General features: G+C 63.9%; 21 protein-coding genes. 14 read left to right on the plus strand and 7 right to left on the minus strand.

The genetic code is table 11. The annotated features are described in order from the left end of the window. Window positions 1-214: 214 nt before the first annotated feature. The 5 genes from AC3CBN_RS07785 to rph form a co-directional block, all read right to left on the minus strand. Window positions 215-583, minus strand: a complete 369-nt coding sequence (locus tag AC3CBN_RS07785) for a PilZ domain-containing protein (RefSeq protein ID WP_488636235.1) — start codon at window positions 581-583, stop codon at window positions 215-217. Beyond that, a complete protein-coding gene (locus AC3CBN_RS07790) occupies window positions 580-2,859 on the minus strand; it encodes a DUF1631 family protein (RefSeq protein WP_488636236.1) in 2,280 nt (759 codons plus the stop codon). Before AC3CBN_RS07790 ends, AC3CBN_RS07785 begins: the two co-directional genes overlap by 4 nt. An 80-nt stretch (window positions 2,860-2,939) precedes the next feature. Next, window positions 2,940-4,106 (minus strand): radical SAM family heme chaperone HemW, encoded by a 1,167-nt coding sequence (hemW, locus tag AC3CBN_RS07795; RefSeq protein WP_488636237.1) that lies wholly within the window; start codon window positions 4,104-4,106, stop codon window positions 2,940-2,942. A 3-nt stretch (window positions 4,107-4,109) separates the two neighbouring features. Continuing rightward, a complete protein-coding gene (gene rdgB, locus AC3CBN_RS07800; RefSeq protein ID WP_488636238.1) occupies window positions 4,110-4,709 on the minus strand; it encodes an RdgB/HAM1 family non-canonical purine NTP pyrophosphatase in 600 nt (199 codons plus the stop codon). A 2-nt stretch (window positions 4,710-4,711) separates the two neighbouring features. After that, window positions 4,712-5,443 carry a ribonuclease PH gene (gene rph, locus AC3CBN_RS07805; RefSeq protein WP_488636239.1) on the minus strand — a complete coding sequence of 244 codons (732 nt, stop codon included), beginning with the start codon at window positions 5,441-5,443 and terminating at the stop codon, window positions 4,712-4,714. Window positions 5,444-5,793: 350 nt separating this feature from the next. On the opposite strand from rph, the gene AC3CBN_RS07810 reads away from it, so the two are divergent. From AC3CBN_RS07810 to AC3CBN_RS07840, 7 genes are all read left to right on the plus strand, one after another. Next, complete coding sequence (locus AC3CBN_RS07810; protein ID WP_488636240.1) at window positions 5,794-6,654, plus strand: YicC/YloC family endoribonuclease; 861 nt, start codon at window positions 5,794-5,796, stop codon at window positions 6,652-6,654. Continuing rightward, window positions 6,651-7,292 carry a guanylate kinase gene (gene gmk / locus AC3CBN_RS07815; protein WP_488636241.1) on the plus strand — a complete coding sequence of 214 codons (642 nt, stop codon included), beginning with the start codon at window positions 6,651-6,653 and terminating at the stop codon, window positions 7,290-7,292. Before AC3CBN_RS07810 ends, gmk begins: the two co-directional genes overlap by 4 nt. Before the next feature lie 115 nt (window positions 7,293-7,407). Next, window positions 7,408-8,244: an ABC transporter ATP-binding protein gene (locus AC3CBN_RS07820; protein ID WP_488636242.1), complete on the plus strand. Its 837-nt coding sequence runs from the start codon at window positions 7,408-7,410 to the stop codon at window positions 8,242-8,244. Further along, window positions 8,241-9,014 (plus strand): lipid asymmetry maintenance ABC transporter permease subunit MlaE, encoded by a 774-nt coding sequence (gene mlaE / locus AC3CBN_RS07825; protein WP_488636243.1) that lies wholly within the window; start codon window positions 8,241-8,243, stop codon window positions 9,012-9,014. Before AC3CBN_RS07820 ends, mlaE begins: the two co-directional genes overlap by 4 nt. 46 nt (window positions 9,015-9,060) lie before the next feature. After that, complete coding sequence (mlaD, locus tag AC3CBN_RS07830; RefSeq protein ID WP_488636244.1) at window positions 9,061-9,924, plus strand: outer membrane lipid asymmetry maintenance protein MlaD; 864 nt, start codon at window positions 9,061-9,063, stop codon at window positions 9,922-9,924. A 53-nt stretch (window positions 9,925-9,977) separates the two neighbouring features. Beyond that, entirely contained in the window at window positions 9,978-10,658 is a 681-nt protein-coding gene (locus AC3CBN_RS07835; protein WP_488636245.1) for an MlaC/ttg2D family ABC transporter substrate-binding protein, read from the plus strand. Further along, window positions 10,655-10,960: an STAS domain-containing protein gene (locus AC3CBN_RS07840; RefSeq protein WP_488636246.1), complete on the plus strand. Its 306-nt coding sequence runs from the start codon at window positions 10,655-10,657 to the stop codon at window positions 10,958-10,960. Before AC3CBN_RS07835 ends, AC3CBN_RS07840 begins: the two co-directional genes overlap by 4 nt. Before the next feature lie 75 nt (window positions 10,961-11,035). On the opposite strand, the gene AC3CBN_RS07845 is transcribed toward AC3CBN_RS07840, so the two are convergent. Continuing rightward, a complete protein-coding gene (locus tag AC3CBN_RS07845; protein WP_488636247.1) occupies window positions 11,036-11,881 on the minus strand; it encodes an MlaA family lipoprotein in 846 nt (281 codons plus the stop codon). A 198-nt stretch (window positions 11,882-12,079) separates the two neighbouring features. Between AC3CBN_RS07845 and rpoZ the strand changes: the two genes are divergently transcribed. The 7 genes from rpoZ (at window position 12,080) to AC3CBN_RS07880 (ending at window position 20,250) form a co-directional block, all read left to right on the plus strand. After that, entirely contained in the window at window positions 12,080-12,370 is a 291-nt protein-coding gene (gene rpoZ / locus AC3CBN_RS07850; protein WP_488636248.1) for a DNA-directed RNA polymerase subunit omega, read from the plus strand. 133 nt (window positions 12,371-12,503) lie between these two features. Further along, window positions 12,504-14,669, plus strand: a complete 2,166-nt coding sequence (locus AC3CBN_RS07855) for a RelA/SpoT family protein (RefSeq protein WP_488636249.1) — start codon at window positions 12,504-12,506, stop codon at window positions 14,667-14,669. 96 nt (window positions 14,670-14,765) lie between these two features. Beyond that, entirely contained in the window at window positions 14,766-15,149 is a 384-nt protein-coding gene (locus tag AC3CBN_RS07860) for a RidA family protein (RefSeq protein ID WP_488636250.1), read from the plus strand. Window positions 15,150-15,229: 80 nt separating this feature from the next. Beyond that, complete coding sequence (gene recG / locus AC3CBN_RS07865; protein WP_488636251.1) at window positions 15,230-17,350, plus strand: ATP-dependent DNA helicase RecG; 2,121 nt, start codon at window positions 15,230-15,232, stop codon at window positions 17,348-17,350. Window positions 17,351-17,419: 69 nt separating this feature from the next. Beyond that, complete coding sequence (locus AC3CBN_RS07870; protein WP_488636252.1) at window positions 17,420-18,346, plus strand: nucleoside hydrolase; 927 nt, start codon at window positions 17,420-17,422, stop codon at window positions 18,344-18,346. A 107-nt stretch (window positions 18,347-18,453) separates the two neighbouring features. Then, on the plus strand, window positions 18,454-18,699 hold the full coding sequence (locus tag AC3CBN_RS07875; protein WP_488636253.1) for a type B 50S ribosomal protein L31: 246 nt from the start codon (window positions 18,454-18,456) through the stop codon (window positions 18,697-18,699). A 255-nt stretch (window positions 18,700-18,954) separates the two neighbouring features. Further along, entirely contained in the window at window positions 18,955-20,250 is a 1,296-nt protein-coding gene (locus AC3CBN_RS07880) for a citrate synthase (protein WP_488636254.1), read from the plus strand. A gap of 129 nt (window positions 20,251-20,379) precedes the next feature. Here the strand turns inward: AC3CBN_RS07880 and AC3CBN_RS07885 are convergent, their stop codons facing one another. Beyond that, on the minus strand, window positions 20,380-21,054 hold the full coding sequence (locus tag AC3CBN_RS07885) for a hypothetical protein (protein WP_488636255.1): 675 nt from the start codon (window positions 21,052-21,054) through the stop codon (window positions 20,380-20,382). Window positions 21,055-21,067 lie beyond the last annotated feature (13 nt).

The raw sequence follows: 21,067 nt of genomic DNA on the forward strand, positions 1-21,067 counted from the left end.
AGCAGACGAGGGGGAAGAGTTACATGATGGCGCGCCGGTGCAACCACCGCCAGTCGCACGCTTTTATCCCTCTCCCTTGTGGGGAGAGGGCAGGGTGAGGGGTGGGTGCTCGCGGCGTGACAGCAAAAGAGCGTCGCTCAAAAGGAGTTTTCGCAAGATTGACCCCTCACCCCAACCCTCTCCCCTCTGGGGAGAGGGAGTAAAGCAGAGTGACTCAGCCGTGCCCTGGCTGCTCCAGCCACGCATCCAGCAGCGCCATGTCTGCCTCGTCGATGGCGACGATGCGATAGCCCGCCCATATTTGGCCCGGGCTGGCCGCGGCTTCGTGCCACTGCTCCTGGATGCCCACTTCGATGCTCTGCGGTGCACTGCCAAGGCCCGGCAGGGACAGGCTGACCTGATAGATGGCTTCGCTGCACGGCGGGTGCGCGCTGATCAGCAGCATGCCGTTGGCCGAGAGGTTGCCAAGGTGGCCGATCGACTCACCGCTAATGACATCGGTGACGACGGCCGTGAAGTTGGCGCGTTTGCGCAGGGCGCGGCGCTGGTCGATGGAAGAGACGTTCTCGCTCACGTCGCTCATGCTCCGTTCCGTGGCGCAGCCGTGAGCGGCTTGGTTACCTGTCGCAAATGGCTGGTCAGTGCCTGCCACGCGCGGTCGAGCAGGTTGTCACGCACTTGGGCCATTTCGCGCACGCGGCCGCAGGCCATTTCGTGGGCGAGGTGGTCGAGGGTCATCTCCTCGTCACGCAGGCCGCGACGTGTCACGAACAAACCATTGCCGGTGACAGGTGAATACCACGCCAGTTTGCGCTGGGTAACGCGTCCATTGGCCGGGTCGATGAATTCGAACCAGGTGCCGAACGGCAATTGCCGCAGGCGCTGGTTGATGCGGCGTTCCGGCGATTCCGGTGGCTGCGGAGGTGCCGCCGGGGCGGGAGCAGGTACGGGTGTTTCTGGCGCGACATGCTCGCCCAGTCGCTGGTGTTGTTTGAGCTTGAGTGCAAGCTCAGTCGTCGTGGCGTTGTCATTGGTGGTAGGCGTGTTGGCGGGAATGCCCAGTAGACGCTGTGCCACCTGCACCGATTCCTCCGCATGCATCCCGATCTGCTGCAGCCCCGATTCCACCTCGGCCTGCAGCAGGTTTCGGTCGGCCACGGGCAGCTGGCCGAGCAGCTGATCGGTGATGCGCAGCCGAAGTGCAAACGCTTCACTGTCCTCGCCATGGCGAAGCAGGGTCAGCGCCAGTACGTCGGACCAGGCGCGCTCCAGCAAGGTGCGCAACAGACCGCGTGGATTGCAGCGCTCAAAGCGGTCGGCCATCAGCTCGGCGGCACGATGGCGCGCCTGCTCCAGGCGCTCGCGACCCTGCATGGCCTCCACCTGGCGACGCTCGGCAATCTGCGCCTTGCGATTCAACAGGCCGAGGTGATGCTCGATATCCGCCAGCAGGCTGGTGTAGAGGCCGGTGCTCGGCGGTTCGCGCCGGGCGCGGTCAACCAATTGGGTGAGCTTGGCACCGAGTGAGCGGTCGGCATCGGTGTCGGGGCCGTCCAGCCAGTCGTTGGCCGCCTCGGTGACCATGCCCAGCAGTTTGCGCGCTGGATGCTCGCGCTGGTTGAAGAAACCCTTGTCGGCCACCGCCATGCGCAACAGCGGCAACTGCAGTTCGCCCAGCAGCGAATGTGCGTTGCCGTGGCGCTGCAATTGACCGCCGAGTTGTTCAAACAGCATGGCGACGAGCTCGACCGTGTCGCCCTGTTCGTCAGTCAGGTGGGTGTGGCCAGCGCCTGCCGGCTTGCCCGCGTTGAGCTGGGTAAGCAGTTCGTCGCGCAATGCGTGGGCGCTGCGCAGTTCGCGGCTGGCCTGATCGGTCACGTCGCTGACATGCAACTGCAGCGTATCGAGGGCGAGCTGCAGCTCCTCGGGCGAGGCCGGGCGTCCGCCGGCCTGGTAGTCGAGTGCGCCCTGGCCGGCACGATGCTGGGCGAGCATGGAGCGCAAGTTGTCGAGCACTGCGATGTTGTCGCTGCGGCCGGCCGTTGCTTCGGGCGAGGCCGCCGTCGGCGCGGGGGCCTGGCGCGCGAAACTGGCTGGCGCGTTGTCGGCGCCAGGGCCGCGAGACTGGCGCTCCACTTGCGTGCGCGGAGGCGTGGGAAACGCGCGCAGCTGGGGCAGGATGCCATCCGCGCGCAGGTGCTCGTTGACCGTGTCGTACAGCGAGGAGAGCGTGAGCACGACGGTGGTGTCGAAGCTCTGCAGCATCAACAGTCGATGTTCGACCGGAAGCTCAAGGCCATTGCTGGCATCGCGGAAGGCTACCGCCAGCGCCTGCGGGCCCAGCGGCAGGTCTTCACCTTCGAGCGGGGGCTTGCGCACCAGTGCCGCAAAGCGGTAGCCCAGCTCGAACAGCGGTGTGCCGTGGCGGGCTTCGCCGCGCGCCACCAGCTTTTCCAGTGCGACGGTTTGTTCGTGTTCGGTCTGGTCGAGCAGTTCCAGCGGACGGTGCAGCGGCTCGTGTTCCTCCGCCTGCACGACAGGCGAGCCAAGCCGGCTGAAATGCTGGCGCACGCCTTCCAGGAAACGCCGTTCAAGTGCCGCGTGCTGGTGCTGCACCAGTTGGCGGCTGAACAGGCATTGCTGCTGTTCGAGGTGATTGCGCGACCGTTCGGCTTGCGTATACAGCCGTTGCTCGATGTCGAGCAGGCACGCTCGCACGGGCGCTTCCAGCCAGCTGGTGCAGAGTGCGTGGGTTTCTTCGATCAGCCGCCGCGCACGCGGCGGCCAGCCAGCATTGTCCGGGCGGATGTCCCGATCAGATGCAAACGACTGACGTCGACCCTGCTGTTCGACATCCATGACAGACCTTGTGATTTCCCCCCGGAATGACCGCAGTGTATGTCGGCTCAGCCGGCTACGCCATCGACCGAACGGTGGACTCAGTCAAGAAAGGCAGAAATCACGTCATTGAGGAAGCGTTGACCCAGGGGGGTGGTGTGGAGCAGCGAGGGGTCATGGGCCAGCCAGCCGCGCTCGCGGGCGGTGGCCAGGGCCGGGCCGATGCGTTCGTTGGCGAGGCCGGTGCGTTCGGCGAAGTCGGCCAGCGGCACCCCGTCGATCAGGCGCAGGGCGTTGAGCATGTACTCGAACGGCAGCTCGTCGGTACTCACCGAGCCATCGCCACCGATGCGGCTGGCGCCATCCGGGTCAGCGAGATAGGCCTTGGGGTGACGCGTCTTCCAGCGCCGGCGAACCAGACCGGCGTCCGTGTCGGTGAGCTTGCCGTGCGCGCCGGCGCCGATGCCCAGGTAGTCGCCGAAGCGCCAGTAGTTGAGGTTGTGCGCGCAGCGCCGGTCCGCCTGCGCATAGGCGGATACCTCGTATTGCCTATAGCCAGCCGCCGCCAGCTGTTGTTCGCAGGCCTCCTGCATGGCCCAGGCATGGTCGTCGTCGGGCAGCGGGGGCGGGTTGGCGGCAAAGGCGGTATTCGGCTCCAGCGTGAGCTGATAGTGCGAGACATGCGTGGGTTGCAGTGCGACAGCACGCTCCACGTCGGCCAAAGCACCTTCCAGCGTCTGCTCTGGCAATGCATACATCAGGTCGAGGTTGATGTTGGCGTAGCCGGCGTCCTGCGCCGACTTCACCGCAGCCTCGGCTTCACTTGCCGAATGGATGCGGCCGAGTCGACGCAGCTTGTCGTCGTTGAAGCTCTGGATGCCGAACGAAAGACGGTTCACGCCCGCGGCCAGATAGCCGTCGAAACGTCCATGCTCGACCGTGCCGGGATTGGTTTCCAGCGTGATCTCGGCACCTTCCACCAGTGGCAGGCGCGAACGCACACCATCGAGAAAGCGGTCGATCAGTTCGGGCGCGAACAGGCTGGGCGTACCGCCACCGAAGAAGATGCTGTGCACCGGGCGACCGCTGACGGCAGCACCAAAGTCACGCAGGTCGGCGTCGAGATCGGCCAGCAGTGCGTCGACGTAGTCGGCATAAGGCGGCGGCGCGCCTTTCAACCCATGCGAATTGAAATCGCAGTAGGGACACTTCTTCACGCACCACGGCATGTGGACGTACAGCGACAGCGGTGGCGCGATCAGAGACATGGCTTAGATGTGAGGGGCGCCCAGACGCTCGCGCAGCTGCGCCAGTGCCCGGCCGCGATGGCTGATGCGGTTCTTCAGGCCTGGCGGTAATTCGGCGGCACTTACGGTTTCGCCGTCCGGCAGGAACAGCGGGTCGTAACCGAAGCCATGCGTGCCACGTTGCTCGGTGAGCACGTGGCCGTACCAGCGGCCTTCGGCGATCAGTGGCGCGGGATCGTCGGCGTGCTGCAGCAGCACCAGCACACAGATGAAGAACGCGCCGCGCTGTTCAGTCGGTACACCGTCCAGTTCTCGCAGCAGCCTGGCGTTGTTCGCCGCGTTGTCACCATGACGTCCGCTGTAGCGAGCCGAATACAGGCCAGGTGCGCCGTGCAGGTGGTCGACGCACAGGCCCGAGTCGTCGGCCAGCGCGGGCAAGCCGCTGATGCGCGACGCGTGGCGTGCCTTGAGCAGCGCGTTCTCCACGAAGCTGAGACCGGTTTCTTCGACGTCACTGACATCGTACGCCGACTGGGCCACGAAGCTGCGCTGGCTATCGGCGAGCAGGTCGTTGAATTCGGCCAATTTACCGGGGTTGCCGCTGGCCAGCACGATGTGCGACATGGTCAGGGCAGTTCCAGCGCAGCGCGCTGCGCGGCCACCAGTTCGCCGATGCCCTTTTCCGCCAGGCCAAGCAGGGCATCCATCTCGTCGCGGCGGAAGGCGTGGCCCTCGGCCGTGCCTTGCACTTCGATGAAACCGCCGCCGTCGTTCATGACGACGTTCATGTCGGTATCGCAGTTGGAATCCTCGGCGTAATCGAGATCCAGCACCGGCACGCCCTGATAGATGCCCACCGAAATGGCGGCGACCGCGCCCACCACCGGGTTGCGGCGCAGGTTCTCACGCTTCATCAGCAGGTTGACCGCGTCCACCAGCGCCACATAGGCGCCGGTGATCGCCGCGGTGCGGGTGCCGCCGTCGGCCTGGATCACGTCGCAGTCGAGCGTGATAACGCGTTCGCCCAAGGCCTGGCGATCCACGCAGGCGCGCAGGCTGCGGCCGATCAGGCGCTGGATCTCCATGGTGCGGCCGCCTTGGCCGCCGCGCGCGGCTTCGCGCTGCATGCGGGTGTTGGTGGCACGCGGCAGCATGCCGTATTCGGCGGTGATCCAGCCCTCGCCCTTGCCGCGCAGCCACGGTGGCACGCGGTCCTCGATGCTGGCGGTGCAAAGCACGCGGGTGTCGCCAAAGCTGATCAGCACCGAGCCTTCGGCGTGGCGGGTGTAGTGGCGTTCGATGGTGACGGTGCGCAGCTGGTCGCTGGCGCGGCCACTGGGGCGGCTGAAGGAGCTCATGGAATGCGTGGCCTTAGGGATGCTTTGATTTATTCAACGAGGGTGTCACCGGTTCTGTCTGCCCGCAGCTGCGTGTTGCGTCGGCGAAGGCGGGCTGGCTGCCTGTCGAGACGGCGCAACACGCAGCTGTGGGCAGACAGAACCGGCCCTTCGGGTGATGTCCAGAAAGCTCGCAGGTCGCGGTGCGCGGCTTACACAGGCAGCCAGCCTGCGCGGCGCCACGCCGCACACCCTGCGAGCTTTCTGGACATCATGCCACCCTCATTGAATGGATCAGAGCATCCCTCAATTGGGCAAGGCAGGGCGGGAGAGTTTACCATTGCCGCCTTTACAGACACCGCAGGTTCCCGATGATCCGTAGCATGACGGCTTATGCCTCCGCCGAGGCGATCGGTCCCGCCGGCACGCTCAGCTGCGAGCTGCGCACGGTGAATCACCGCTATCTGGAGTTGAGCCCGCGTCTTCCGGACGATTTGCGCGTATTCGAGTCAGCTCTGCGTGAGCGCATTGCGGCGAAGCTTTCGCGCGGCAAGGTGGACATCACTGTCCGCTTGCGCGGTGAGTCGCGCGGCGAGTCGCTGCAGGTCAATGCCGGCACCCTGGCACGCCTGTCCGAGCTGGCGCTGGATCTGGAAGCGCGCTTCCCGCGCATGAATATCGAGTTCACCGAGCTGCTGCGCTTCCCTGGCGTGTTGCAGCAGTCGGAAGTGGACCCGGAGGTGCTGCAGGCGTCCCTGCTGGACGTGCTCGACCGCGCACTTGATGCCCTCACGGCTACCCGCGAGCGCGAAGGCGCCAAGCTGGCCGAGCTGCTGAAGGAACGCCTGGACGCCATCGAGCGCATCGTCGCCGACGTGCGCACCTTCATGCCGCAGATCCGCGAAGGCCTGCGTGCACGCCTGGAATCCCGCCTGGCTGACATCAAGCAGCCGGCCGATCCGGGACGCCTGGAGCAGGAGCTGGTGCTGCAGATCACCCGCATCGACGTAGACGAAGAGCTGGATCGCCTCACCGCGCATATCGCCGAAACGCGTCGTGTGCTCGGCACCAAGGAGCCGGTCGGCCGCCGCCTGGACTTCCTGATGCAGGAATTCAACCGCGAAGCCAACACGCTCGGCTCCAAATCGGTCGATACGCGCAGCACCAATGCGGCGGTGGAGTTGAAGGTGCTCATCGAGCAGATGCGCGAACAGGTACAGAACATCGAATGAATACCGCCACATCCCAGCCCGCGAGCGTCGAAGGCACCCTGTTCGTGGTGGCTGCGCCCTCGGGCGCGGGCAAGTCCACGCTGGTCAATGCGCTGCTGGAGCGCGAACCGGCCATCTCGTTGTCGATTTCGCACACCACGCGCCCGCCGCGTCCGGGCGAGGAATACGGCCGGCACTATTACTTCGTAGAGCGCGAGGAGTTTGAGTGCGAGGTCGCCGAGGGCATCTTCCTTGAGCACGCTGAAGTGCACGGCAACCTTTACGGCACCTCACGCACCACGGTGAGCACACTGCTTGAGCAGGGCCGCGACGTGCTGCTGGAAATCGACTGGCAGGGCGCGCGGCAAATCCGCAAAACCAAGCCCGAGTGCGTCAGCGTGTTCATCCTGCCGCCATCGCGCGCCGAGCTGGAACGCCGCCTGCGTGGTCGTGGTTCGGACAGTGCCGAAGTCATCGCGCGGCGCCTGCACAACTCGCGCGAGGAAATCGCGCACGCCCACGAATTCGACTACATCATCATCAACGACAACTTCGATGTTGCCTTGGGCGACTTGCAGTCCATCGTGCGCGCGGTGCGCCAGCGCAGCCTGCTGCAGTGGCAGCGGCATGAGGCTCTGATCGCCGAATTGCTGGCCTGAGACTGGCCGCAAGATACTGTTTCATTAGCCATTCCTGGGCACCCCGACGACCGGTGCATGGCCTTCAAACCGGTATTCAGCTAACGTGGCCGCTTTCCCAAGCGCAGCCTCGCCCATGACCGACTCCGTTAGCGCCAAGCCCGACGACAGCACTCTGGTGCGTGTCCGTGGCCTGACCACGGTGCTCAATGGCAAGAAGGTGTTCGACGCGCTGGACATGGATATCCCGCGCGGCAAGATCACCGCGATCATGGGACCCAGCGGTACCGGCAAAACCACCTTGCTCAAGCACATCACCGGCCAAATGCGGGGCGATGCGGGCGAGGTGAGCGTGGACGGCGAGAAGGTTTCCGCGCTGTCGCGCGATAAGTTGTTCGAACTGCGCGAACGCATCGGTTACCTGTTTCAGAACTCCGCGCTGCTCACCGACTTCGACGTGTTCGAGAACGTGGCGTTTCCGCTGCGCCAGCACACGCGGCTGCCGGAAGTGCTGATCCGCAACATCGTGCTGACCAAGCTGCAGGCCGTGGGCCTGCGCGGCGCAGCTGGCCTGATGCCGTCGGAGCTTTCCGGTGGCATGGCGCGTCGCGTGGCGCTGGCGCGCGCCATCATTTTCGATCCGATGCTGATCTTGTATGACGAACCGTTCGTCGGCCTCGACCCCATTGCGCTCAACCAGGTGCTCAAGCTGATCCGCACGCTCAACCAGACACTGGGCATCACGAGCGTACTGGTGGCGCACGAGCTGGAGGCGATCAAGCAGGTGGCCGACCACATTTATCTCATCGCCAACGGCAAGGTCGTGGCGCAGGGCGACCCAAAAACGATCGCCGACGACGGCTCACCGTGGACGCGACAGTTCTTCGGTGGTGAGGCAGACGGTCCGGTGCCGTTCCAGTACCCGGCGGGCGATTACGCAACAGCGCTCGGCTTTCCACGGAGGGGCGCATGAGCCTGTCGATGAATCGCGACAACATCGTGCTGCGTTCGTTGTCGCAAATTGGCGAGTGCGGCCTGTTCCTGCTGCGCATCCTTGCCGCCGTGCCGCGCAGCATGCGCCACATTCGCGAAACGGTGCGACAGCTGTGGTTTGTCGGCGCGATGAGCCTGATCATCATCATGGTCTGCGGCCTGTTCGTGGGCATGGTGCTGGGCCTGCAGCTGTATGACGTGCTGTCGATTTTCGGTGGCACTTCGGCCACCGGTACCGTGGTGGCCATTGCCATCTATCGCGAGCTGGGCCCGGTGGTGACAGCGCTGCTGTTCGCTGGTCGCGCGGGCACCTCGGTGACTGCCGAAATTGGCCTGATGCGCGCCACCGACCAGATCGCTGCCATGGAGATGATGGCGGTGGACCCGATCGCTTATGTGGTCGCTCCCCGCTTCCTCGCCGGTGTGGTCGCCATGCCGTTGCTGTGCTGCGTGTTCTGCGCACTGGGCATCTTCGGTGGCCATCTGGTCGGCGTGAGCTGGCTTGGCATCGACAACGGCACGTTCTGGTCGAACATGACCGCCACCGTCGAGGTGGGCAAGGACGTGATCAACGGCGTGCTGTGGAAGAGCCTGGTGTTCGGCATTGTGGTGTCACTCATCGCCGTGTTTCAGGGCTACACCACGCCGCCTACCAGCGAAGGCGTCGCCTACGCCACCACCCGTACCGTGGTCGCCTCGTCCATCGCCATCCTGGCGCTCGACTTCGTGCTCACCGCCTTCCTGATGTGAGCGCCGACATGACCGTAACTACCAATCATTCATTGAGGATCGTGCCGTGAGCCAGAGACCGTCCTATGCCGTCGGCACCGGCCTGTTCATCGTGCTCGGCTTTGCCGCGCTCGGTTATCTCGCCACCCAGACCACCTCGGTGGCAAACACCAGCCGTGGCCCGAGCTACACCGTCGAGGCCCATTTCGCCAACATCGGCCAGCTCAAGGAGCGTGCGCCGGTGAAGGTGGCGGGCGTGCGCATCGGCCAGGTGCAGTCGATCGTGCTCGACCCGGGCAAGGAGACGGCTGACGTGAAGCTGGCCATTGACCAGCGGTACAGCCAGATTCCCGATGACTCGGTCGCCACGATCTTCACCAGCGGCCTGCTGGGTGATCAGTACGTGGGTCTCCAGTACGGCAGCTCCAAGAAGACACTCGCCGAAGGTGGCACGCTGGCGTTGACCCGCCCGGCGCAGCAGCTGGAGGAGATGCTCGGCAAGTTCTTCGGTGCCGGCGGCGTGGCGGACAACCTGTCCGGCAGCTACCAGGTCAAGGCGCGCTTCACCAATATCGGCGCACTTTCGGTAGGTGCCCCTGTGAAGATGGCTGGCGTGGCCATCGGCAGCGTGCAGTCGGTGCGGGCCGACCCGGTCAAGCTGGACGCGGAAGTCACCCTGGCGATCGACAAGAAGTACAGCCAGATTCCGGATGACTCGGCCGCCGCGGTGTTCACCAGTGGTTTGATCGGTACCCAGTACGTTGCCATCCAGCCCGGCGGCTCGCCCGACATGCTGAAGAACGGCGATGAGATGGTGCTGACTCAGTCGGCGCTGCAGATCGAGGATCTTATCGGCAAGTTCCTGGTCAATGGTTCGCCCAGTGACAAAAAGGACGCCGACAGCGGCAAGGCGAGCGGCGACAAGCATTGAGTCGCCGCGTCGAGTCCCGATATTCCCCACGGATCATCATCAGGAGTTTCCCCATGTTGCGTAGTCTGGCCCTTGCCACCGCCATTGCATTCGGCGGCGTGATTGCCGCCCCGGCCCTTGCCCAGAACACTCCGGCGCCGGCTGCCGACGCCCAGCAGTCGCCGGCGCAGGTGGTGCAGGTCATCGCTGATCAGCTCAGCAACGCCATCGAAGGTCATCAGAAGCAGCTGAAGAACGATCAGGAAAAGCTGATCACGGTGATCGATGACGTATTCCTGCCGCACTTCGATATCGATTACGCCTCGATCCTGGTGCTTGGCCAGCATGCCCGCGAAGCGACGCCGGAGCAGCGCGCGCGCTTCGCCAAGGCGTTCTACAACTCCATTACCCATCGTTATGCCGAAGGCCTGCTCAACTACACCCGCGGCCGCGTCAAGGTGCTGCCGTTCGCCGGTGACCTCAACGAAAAGCGCACCGTCGTGCGCACGCAAGTCGTGCTGGACGACGGCAAGACCGTGTCTGTCGACTACGCCTTCCGCAAGGCGCGCGATGGCAGCTGGAAAGCCTATGACGTGATCATCGAAGGCATTTCCTACGTCACCAACTACCGCAACCAGGTGGACGCGGAGATCCGCAAGGTCGGCATCGACCAGCTCACCACCAACCTGGAAACCCAGGGTGAAAAGGCGCTGGAGACGATGGAGAAGGAAGCCAAGGGCTCCGCCAAGTCATGACCTCGGTCGTCGCTCCCCCGCAGATCGACGAAAGCGCACCAGACGCGGTACGCGTGTCCGGCGCGCTGACGTTCGCCAATGCCGCAGCGGCGCTGAACGCCATTGATGCCGCCGTGGCACGTGGTGGCCGCCACACCCTTGACCTGGCGGGCATCACGCGCAGCGACAGCGCCGGCCTGGCCTGCGTGCTGGCCGTGCTGGCCAAGGCGGCGGAGCAGGGCAACAAGCTGACCGTGCGCAACCTGCCTGAGGGCATGCACCTGCTGGCCAGTGTCTGCGAAGTGGAAGGCCTGATGGCCTGAGTGTCGGCAGGCCGCTATCGAAGTCATGAAAAAGGGGCCTTGCGGCCCCTTTTTCGTTTCCCTGTTCGCCGAAACTCAGTTCTTGCTCGGCTGAGGTTCCTGCGCCGGTTGCCCGGGCTGCTTGTTTTCCCATTTGTGCTGTTCTTCCAGCAGTTCGTCGGGATCGAAGTTCTTATCCTTCAGGCCCTGCATCTGCTCGATGACGTCAGCCGGCGGATTGCCGTCGTACAACTGGTACAGGCGCTGCTGCCGGTAGGCATCACGCAGGAATACATACGGATCGTAGGCGGATTCCAGGAAGCTCTCCGCATCGATGCCGCGCGAGCGCAGCGTCACCAGGTAGAACAGTTCCGGCAGGTATTCCTGGCCGTATTCGAAGTCGTGGTTGCGCGAGTAGTAGCTCAGCGGATCGAAGAAGTAGCTGTCCACCGGCAGGCGCCAGACATCGCGCACCGTGGTCGGGCCAATGAACGGCAGCATCAGGTAGTTGCCTTCCGGCACGCCCCAGCGCGCCAGAGTGATGCCGAAATCGTTGTTTTCCAGCGGGATGCCCAACTGGCTGGCAGGGTCGAAGAAGCCGCCGATACCCAGGGTCAGGTTGACCAGGAAGCGTCCGGTGCTCTGCGCCGCCTGCTTGGGTCGTACCTGCAGCAAGTCGTTGGCCACCGTGATTGGCAGGCGGATATTGGTGAAGAAGTCGCTGACGGCGCGACGCACTGGCGGATTGGTCACCTTGCGATAGCCAACCGCTACCGGGCGGATAACTGCCTTATCCAGGGAGTCGTTGAAGGCATAGACGTCGCGGTTGAACTTCTCGTAGGGATCGTCAGTACGTGGCTTGGCGATCGTGCAGCCCGCCAGCAGGGTCATCGCAATCAGGGGCAGACTGCGCTTGAAAAGTGGGAGGAGGGCGGACGGCATCGGCGGCAACAGTCCTGGGAGGGAGAGAGTACAATATTGTACTGTGTGGTTTTTTATTGTGTATAGACCCTGCAAGTCTCCGGGTAGGGGACTGCAGGTGGGCTGAACTGCGCATCATACGTCTTGCTGCATTGCCAGCAAAGCAGCCTCTGGCTACACTCATACGCGATAAGTCGCTTTATTCTTTAAGGATTTCAGATGGCCCGCATTACCGTCGAGGACTGCCTGCAGGTAGTCGACAACCGCTTCGAACTGGTGCTGATGGCGACCAAGCGCGCCCGCCAGCTCTCCAAGGGTGCCGAGCCGGCAGTCAATCCCGGTCACGACAAGCCGACCGTGCTCGCCCTGCGCGAGATCGCGGACCGCCGTATCGACCAGGCCACCATCGACGAGATCGACAAGTCCGAGCGCGAGCGCGCCGAGCGCGAGGCGCTGGAATGGGCCGCTGCCGATGTGGACGACGACCTCTCGAAGGCCGGAGATGACTGATGGACGACGGCGGCTGTAGACAGCGCACCTTGAGCGCCGGTTTGTCCGGCACTTTGCGCTGTGACCTCTACGCCGCCTCCCTCGCTTACTTTAAACGAAGCGAGGCGGTCGCCTGAGCGGGGACCGAACATCCATGCCAGCCGTCACGGACTCCTCTCCCCCGGATTCGTCGACGCTGCCCCCGTACGTGTTGGCCCTGAAGGAGCGCGTGGCCTATCTGCCCGCACCGCAGGTGGAGCGCGTGATCCGCGCCTTCCAGGTGGGCGCACAGGCCCACGAGGGCCAGGCTCGCAAAAGCGGCGAGCCCTACATCACCCATCCTGTGGCCGTGGCCGGCATCCTGGCCGAGCTGGGCCTGGACGCCGAAACCATCATCGCGGCGATCCTGCACGACACCCTGGAAGACACCGAGCTCAGCCGCACTGAGCTCTCCGGCGAGTTCGGCGAAACGGTGGCCGAGCTGGTCGACGGTGTCACCAAGCTGGACAAGATGCGCTTCAGCAGTCGCCAGGAGGCGGATGCCGAAAGCTTCCGCAAGATGCTGCTGGCTATGGCGCGTGATCTGCGCGTCATCCTGATCAAGTTGGCCGATCGCCTGCACAACATGCGCACGCTGGGTGCGAAAGATGCGCCGTCACGTCGGCGCATCGCGCGCGAAACGCTGGAGATTTACGCTCCCATCGCGCAGCGCCTGGGCATGAACAAGTTCAAGGCGGAGCTGCAGGATCTCGGCTTCCGCGCGCTTCATCCCGACCGCTACCGCGTCATCAGCGAGCGCATCCGCGCCGCGCTGGGCAATCGCCGCGAGGCGATGGGCAAGATCGAGGCTGCGTTGTCCACGCGCCTGACCGCAGAGCATCTCACGGCGCGCGTCGTCGGGCGCATCAAGTCGCCGTGGAGCATCTATTCGAAGATGCGCAGCGAGCACAAGAGCTTCGCGCAGCTGATGGACGTGTATGGCTTCCGCGTCGTGGTCGAATCGGCGATGAGCTGCTACATGGCGCTGGGCGCCGTGCATGGCTTGTACAAGCCAGTGGATCGCCGCTTCAAGGATTTCATCGCCATTCCCAAGGGCAATGGTTACCAGTCGCTGCACACCGTGCTGCTGGGGCCGTTCGGTGCGCCGATCGAAGTGCAGGTCCGCACTGCGGAAATGGATTCGGTAGCCGAGCGCGGCGTGGCTGCGCACTGGGCATACAAGACCGACTCCGGTCCTGCCAACAGCGCGCAGGCCCGCGCTCGCGAATGGCTGTCTTCGCTGGCCGATAGCCAGGCGAACACGGCCTCCTCGTCGGAGTTCATCGAGAACGTCAAGATCGACTTGTTCCCGGATGAGGTGTACCTGTTCACGCCGCGAGGGGACATTCTTTCCCTGCCGCGCAATGCCACAGCGCTCGACTTCGCCTATGCCGTGCACACAGATGTGGGCGATCACGCCGTGGCCGCGCGGGTGGATAAAAAGCTGCTGCCGCTGCGCACTCGCCTGGAATCGGGTCAGCTGGTGGAAATCATCACCGCGCCGTCGGCCGTGCCGAACCCGGCGTGGCTGGAATCCGTTGTCACCGGCAAGGCGCGCACCGCGATCCGCCAGTATCTGAAGCATCTGCAGCACGAGGATGCGGTGGATTTCGGTCATCGCATGCTCGATCGCGCACTCGACGCGCTGGGTACCAGCCTCGATGCGGTTCCGCCGGCGGTGCTGGACCGCTTTCTCGAAACCTCCAAGTTCAAGCGCCTGGAAGAATTGCTTTCCGATATCGCGCTCGGCAACCGCATGCCGCATCTCGTCGCCAGTCAGCTGGTGGCGGCACGTGGCAAGAAGACCGCGGGCGTGCATGCGTCGCCGCATGCGTCGGAGAAGATCCGCATCACGGGTGCCGAGCGTGGCGTGCTCAGCTTCGGCAACTGCTGCCATCCGTTGCCGGGTGACGAGATCATCGGTTACCTCTCGTCGGGCAAGGGCATCGTGGTGCATCGCGTGGAATGCCCCAACGTAGTGGAGCTGCGCAAGTCGCCGGAGCGCTGCGTGGCGATCGAATGGGATCGCGACGTACAGGGCGACTATCGCGCCGAACTGCGCATCGAAGTCATCAACCGTCCGGGCGTGCTCGCCACGGTGGCAGCGGCGATCGCCGCCGCCAATTCGAACATCGAGAACGTTGAATACGTCGAGCGCGACTCAGCCGCGGCCACGCTGCTGTTCGCGCTGGAAGTGAAGAATCGCAAACACCTGGCAGAGGTGATCCGCCGCGTGCGACGCACCGGTGTGGTAAGCGGCGCCTATCGTTATCCGCTTTGAAGCAAGAGTGGGGGCCACGGCACTCTCTCGCCGCTCACTCCTCTTCCCGCACTTCTCGTTCTAGACTGATGGGCCACGTCACCACGAGGCCACCCCATGTCCCGCCAGATCATCGCCACTGACCAGGCCCCGGCCGCCATCGGCCCGTACTCGCAGGCCGTGCGCGCCGGCAACACCGTGTACTTCTCCGGACAGATTCCGCTCGATCCGGCCACCGGCAACATGATCGAAGGCAGCATCGCTGCACAGACCCGCCGCGTGTTCGACAACCTCAAGGCCGTGGCCGAGGCTGCGGGCGGTTCGCTCGACAAGATCGTGCGCGTGGGTATCTACGTTACGAACCTGGGCCACTTCGCGACCGTCAACGAAGTGATGGCCGAATATTTCCAGGCGCCGTACCCCGCGCGCTCCACCATCGAAGTGTCTGCTTTGCCCAAGGTGGCAGATGTGGAAGTCGACGCGATCATGGTGCTCGACTGATCCATAGGCCTTCCTTGCGCCGACAGTCGGTGGGTAGCCGCCGGCTGCGCGCTGGAGCCATGCTCAGTTAGGCTTCGCCGATGCCGCCCCGCAGCGTACGCGCCAAAGTCATGCCTACTTCCGATCCCGGCGCCACGCCGGTGTCCTCGCTGCCGGGTATCGGCCCGACGCTTGCGGAGGCACTGGCGCGTTTGGGCCTCGAGCGCGTGCAAGACCTTTGGTTCCACCTGCCGCTGCGCTACGAGGACAAAACTCGCGTCACCGCCATCGCCGATTTGCGCCCAGGTGAGCGTGCGCAGGTGGAAGGCGTCATCGAGGCTGTCGAACGAGGCTTTCGCTATCGCCCTCAACTGAAAGTGGCGATCAGTGACGACTCACACCAGACCCTGGTGCTGCGCTTTTTCCATTTCCGTCGCAGCCAGTCTGACCAGTTGCAGCCAGGCACGCGCTTGCTTTGCTATGGCGAAGTGCGCCAGGGGCCACTGGGGCTGGAAATGGTGCATCCGCAGTACCAGAGACTCAGCGAAGATGAACTTGTCGCGGTCGATGAGCTGCTTACACCGGTCTATCCAACTACCGAAGGTTTGGGGCAGAAGCGACTGGCAGGCGTGATTGCCAAAGGGTTGGCGCTGTTGCCGCCGGATACCCAGCTGGAACTGATTCCCCCCGCGCTATGCGAGGTGCATGGTCTTACCTCGCTGCGTGCGGCTCTGCTCTACGTGCATCGGCCGCCACCGGATGCGCACCTGGGTCAGCTGATGACAGGGCGTCATCCGGCCCAGCAGCGGCTGGCCTTCGAGGAACTGCTGACCCAGCATTTGAGCCTCAAACGGATGCGGGCGGCGGTGCGTCGTCGCCATGCACCCGGTCTGCGTGGCACCGGGCAACTGCGATCGCGGCTGCTGGAGAGCTTGCCATTCGGTCTTACCGGCGCACAGCGGCGAGTCACTGGTGAAATCGCTGATGACATCGCTCAGCCGCGGCCGATGTTGCGACTGGTGCAGGGCGACGTCGGCAGCGGCAAGACCATTGTGGCTGCGTTGTCTGCACTGGCGGCGGTGGAGTCCGGACAGCAGGTCGCGCTGATGGCGCCCACCGAGCTGCTGGCCGAGCAGCACCTGCATCACTTCCGCCACTGGCTGACCCCGATGGGCATCGAGGTGGCGTGGCTGGCGGGGAAGCTCACAGGCAAGGCGCGGCAGCAGGCACTGCAGCGTGTCGCGGCGGGTGCGCAAGTGGTCATCGGTACTCATGCGCTGATGCAGGAGGGCGTGGCCTTCGCGCAGCTCGGCCTGGTCATCGTCGATGAGCAACACCGCTTCGGCGTGCAGCAGCGTTTGGCGCTGCGTGACAAGGGTGCGGATCAGGACACAGGTCTGGTGCCGCATCAGCTGGTGCTCACGGCGACGCCGATACCAAGAACGCTGGCCATGAGCGCGTATGCAGATCTCGATGTATCCGCTATCGACGAACTGCCGCCCGGCCGCACACCGGTGCAGACCATCGCCATTTCCAATGCGCGCCGCGTGGAGGTGATCGAGCGCATCCATGCGGCCTGCCTGGAAGGGCGGCAGGTTTATTGGGTATGCACGCTGATCGAAGAGTCAGAACAACTGCGCGCGCAGGCTGCCGAAGTGGCTCACGCCGAATTGTCCGCTGCGCTGTCCGATTGCCGGATCGGTCTGATCCATGGGCGCATGAAGCCGAAGGAAAAGCAGGCCGTGATGGATGCCTTCAAGGCAGGCCAATTGTCGGTGCTGGTCGCCACCACCGTGATCGAAGTGGGCGTGGATGTGCCCAATGCCAGCTTGATGGTGATCGAGAACAGCGAGCGGCTGGGTCTTGCTCAGCTGCATCAGCTGCGCGGTCGTGTGGGGCGCGGGTCGGTGGCATCCAACTGCGTGCTGCTGTACCAGCCGCCGCTAGGCCAGCTTGCACGCGAACGTCTGCAGGTGATGCGCGAAACCAACGATGGATTCCGTATCGCCGAGAAGGATCTGGAGCTGCGTGGTCCCGGCGAAGTGCTGGGCACTCGTCAGACGGGTCAGCTCAGCTTCCGCATCGCCGATTTGTCGCGTGATGCGCACCTGCTGCCCGCAGTGCATGAAGTCGGTGCTGACCTGTTGGCCCACCATCCGCAGCAAGCCGAGCAACTGATCGTGCGCTGGATCGGCGGCGCGGCGCGCTATGTGCACGCTTGAGGCCGACAGGGTTTGCCTCCGCGTCGTGAGCGCCTAAGCTAGCCCATTCGAGCCCAACGACGACGCATCATGAGCAAGCCGCAACTGTTGATCGATACCGACCCTGGCGTGGACGATGCGCTCGCCATCCTGATGGCCCACGCGCACGCCGATGTCCATGGTCTGACCATTGCTGCCGGCAACGTGGGTCTGCAGCACACGGTGCGCAATGCGCGCACCCTGGTGGATCTCGTGGGCGTGCCTACGCCGGTTTTTGCTGGTTGCCCCACGCCATTGGTGCGCATGCCCGAGGAGGACGCCGTGCACGTGCATGGTGCCGATGGCCTTGGCGATGTCGGCTTTGCAGAACCCAAGGCCGTCACGGCGAATGAGCACGCCGTACAGGCGATCCTTCGCCTCACCCGCGAGCAGCCTGGTCTGACCCTTGTGGCGCTGGGTCCATTGACCAATCTGGCGCTGGCTGTGCGACTCGATCCGAGCCTGCCGCAGCGCGTGAAGCGACTGGTGATCATGGGTGGCGCCGTCACCGGCCTGGGCAACACCGGCAAGATTCCTGCGGAGTTCAATATCGGCTTTGATCCGGAAGCGGCGCATGTGGTGTTCGAAGCGTTTCCGATGTTTGATCTGGTCGATTGGGAAGTAGTGTTGCGTCATGCTTTTGACGATGCCGAGTTCAACGGCTGGCTGGCCGCGGGGGATCAGCGCGCGACCTTCTTCGAGCAGGTGTTTCGCACCGCGCGTGCGTTCAACTTCAAGCGTGGCCGACGTGGCGTGATCGCGGCCGACGCGTTGGCGATGGCGGTGGCGATCGATCCGGCCATCGTTACGCGCATCGAGGAGCGTCACGTGGCCGTCGAGCTGGACGGACGTCTGACGCGCGGTGCCACTGTGGTCGATTGGGCCGGCCGGCTCGGCAAGCCGGCGAATGCCCGCGTCGTGATGGAGGTGGATCAGTCACGTTTCGGGGCCATGGTGCGACGCGCGCTGGGGGCTTAAAATGGCTTTTCTCAGGGATCGGATGGCCCAAGTCACTGACCGACTTGCCAATGGGCCCGGCCTCTAGTTAAAATGCCGCTCTTTTCACCCACCGCTTTGAGCCAGTCATGAAGCCCGATACCCATCCGAATTATCGCCAGGTGGTGTTCCAGGACCTGTCGTCCGACTTCGCGTTCCTTACGCGTTCGACGATCTCCACCAAGGAAACCGTCAAGTGGGAAGACGGCAACGAGTACCCGCTGATCAAGGTGGATATCTCCAGCCATTCCCATCCGTTCTACACCGGCAAGCAGAAGACGCTGGACACCGGCGGCCGCGTCGACAAGTTCCGTCGTCGCTACGCGCAGAAGTAATCGCGCGGGCAAGCCTGCCGTAACACCGCGGCCACGCGGCGTTGGCATGCACATCACACGGGGCGAGCATAGGCTCGCCCCGTGTTTTTTTGCGTCTGCCATCCGACCATCCGCTAGGGCATGTTGGTGAATCGGTATGCGATAATGCGCATTGAGGTGTCGCAGTCATCCCCCCAAGGCGGCATCAACCCTTAGCTCGCCCGCCGTTGCGTTCGAAGCGACACGTGGCGATGACATTTGTGAAGGAGGTTTTCCGTGTCCGATTCCAAGATCGTGAAGTTGGTGGATGAGTCGACCAACCGCAGCAGTGAACTGCCCCTGCTCAGCGGCACCCTTGGTCCCGCATGCATCGACATCGGAACGCTTTACAAGGACACGGGCCATTTCACCTACGATCCGGGCTACGGCAGCACTGCCAGCACCAAGAGCGCCATCACCTACATCGACGGCGACGAGGGCGTGCTGCTGTACCGCGGTTACCCGATCGAACAGCTGGCCGAGAGGTCCAGCTTCCTTGAGACCTCGTACCTGCTGCTGAATGGCGAGCTGCCAACCAAGGATCAGTTCACCGCCTTCGAGCACGAGATCACGCATCACACGATGATGCACGAGTCCCTGAAGGACTTCTTCAAGGGCTTCCACCACGACGCGCACCCAATGGCCATGCTGGCTGCCTCGGTGGCTTCGCTGTCGGCCTTCTACCACGATGACATCGACGTCGATAATGCCGACGACCGCAAGCTCGCCGCGATTCGCCTGATCGCCAAGATGCCGACCATCGCTGCCGCCTGCTTCCGCTATTCCGTCGGCTGGCCGTTCCGCTATCCGCGCAACAATCTCGAGTACGTCGACCGTTTCCTGCACATGATGTTCGAAGTGCCGAGCGAGCCGCTGGAGCTCAGCCCGGTTGCCGCCAAGGCGCTGGACCTTCTGTTCATCCTGCACGCCGACCACGAGCAGAACGCTTCCACCTCGACGGTGCGCCTGGTCGGTTCGACCGGTGCCAACCCGTACGCTTCCATCGCTGCGGGTATCACTGCGCTGTGGGGCCCGGCCCATGGCGGCGCCAACGAAGCTGTGCTGAAGATGCTCGAAGAGATCGGTTCGGCGGACAAGGTGGAAACGGCCGTCAAGCGCGCGAAGGACAAGAACGACAACTTCCGCCTGATGGGCTTCGGCCATCGCGTGTACAAGAACTTCGACCCGCGCGCCAAGATCATCCGCGAGATGACCCACAAGGTGCTCAACGAGCTGGGCGTCAACGACCCGCTGCTCGACGTGGCAATGAAGCTGGAAGAAGCCGCGCTGAAGGACGACTACTTCGTCGAGCGCAAGCTCTACCCGAACGTCGACTTCTACTCGGGCATCATCTACAAGGCGCTGAACATCCCGACCGAAATGTTCACCGTGATGTTCGCCATCGCCCGTACCGCCGGCTGGATCGCCCACTGGATCGAGCAGCACGAAACCCCTGGCGCGCGTATCGGTCGTCCGCGTCAGATCTACACCGGTGCCGACGTGCGCAACTATATGCCGGTGGACAAGCGCTAACCGCGGCACTCCCAGATGGTCGTCCCGGCGGCGATTGAGCGTTGCCGGAAAGACGGCCCAAAAAAACGCCCCGCAAATGCGGGGCGTTTTTGTTTCTTCGCGTTCGTCGATGGAACGGGCCGGCAGCCTTTAGCGAAGCGCTGACGACAGCATCCGCTCGAACTCGTCATCGTTGTCAGCTTCCGACAGCAACTCCTCCACTGCACTCAGTGACGCACGTCGCATGGGCTTTTCATCGATACGGTCCAGTGGCGGTTGCCTTAGCGCATCGCGTGGCAGCACGGTGATGTCGAAAGGTAAGCCGTCCGCGGCGAACAGCAGCACCGGATATTCGTCCTGCTCGTCGCGTGTTGTGCGCAGCCGCCGCGTTTGTTGCGTGAGTGGTACGCCCCGTTCCTCCAGGAACAGCACGACCGCCTCGGGCGTATCACTGAACACGTGCAGACATACGGCCGAGTGAGTATCCGCCGTGCCGTCGAGCACGGCGCCTACCAGGCGAGGTTCGAAATGCTCCAGGAAACGCATGGCCTCGGCCGCTGCTTCGCGGCGTACCTGCAGCAGTTGCGGTTGAGTATCGGCGTGGAAGATGCGCTGGTGCTCGCGCAATGCTTCTTCGATCTCGTTGTTGCGCGGTAGAGCTTGTGCTTCAAAGATGCCAAGCCGCTCGGCGGCCTTGATTTTGGCGTGGTGAAAGTCGCGGATGCCGTGTTCACTCATCAATCGCGCCGCCTCCTGGGCGACACGCAGACGATTGCGCTGAAGACGGTCCTGCGCGTGGATGCGATGGTGTTCACCTCGTGCCATGCCTCATGCCTCC

The organism is Dyella sp. OK584 (genome assembly GCF_057787755.1).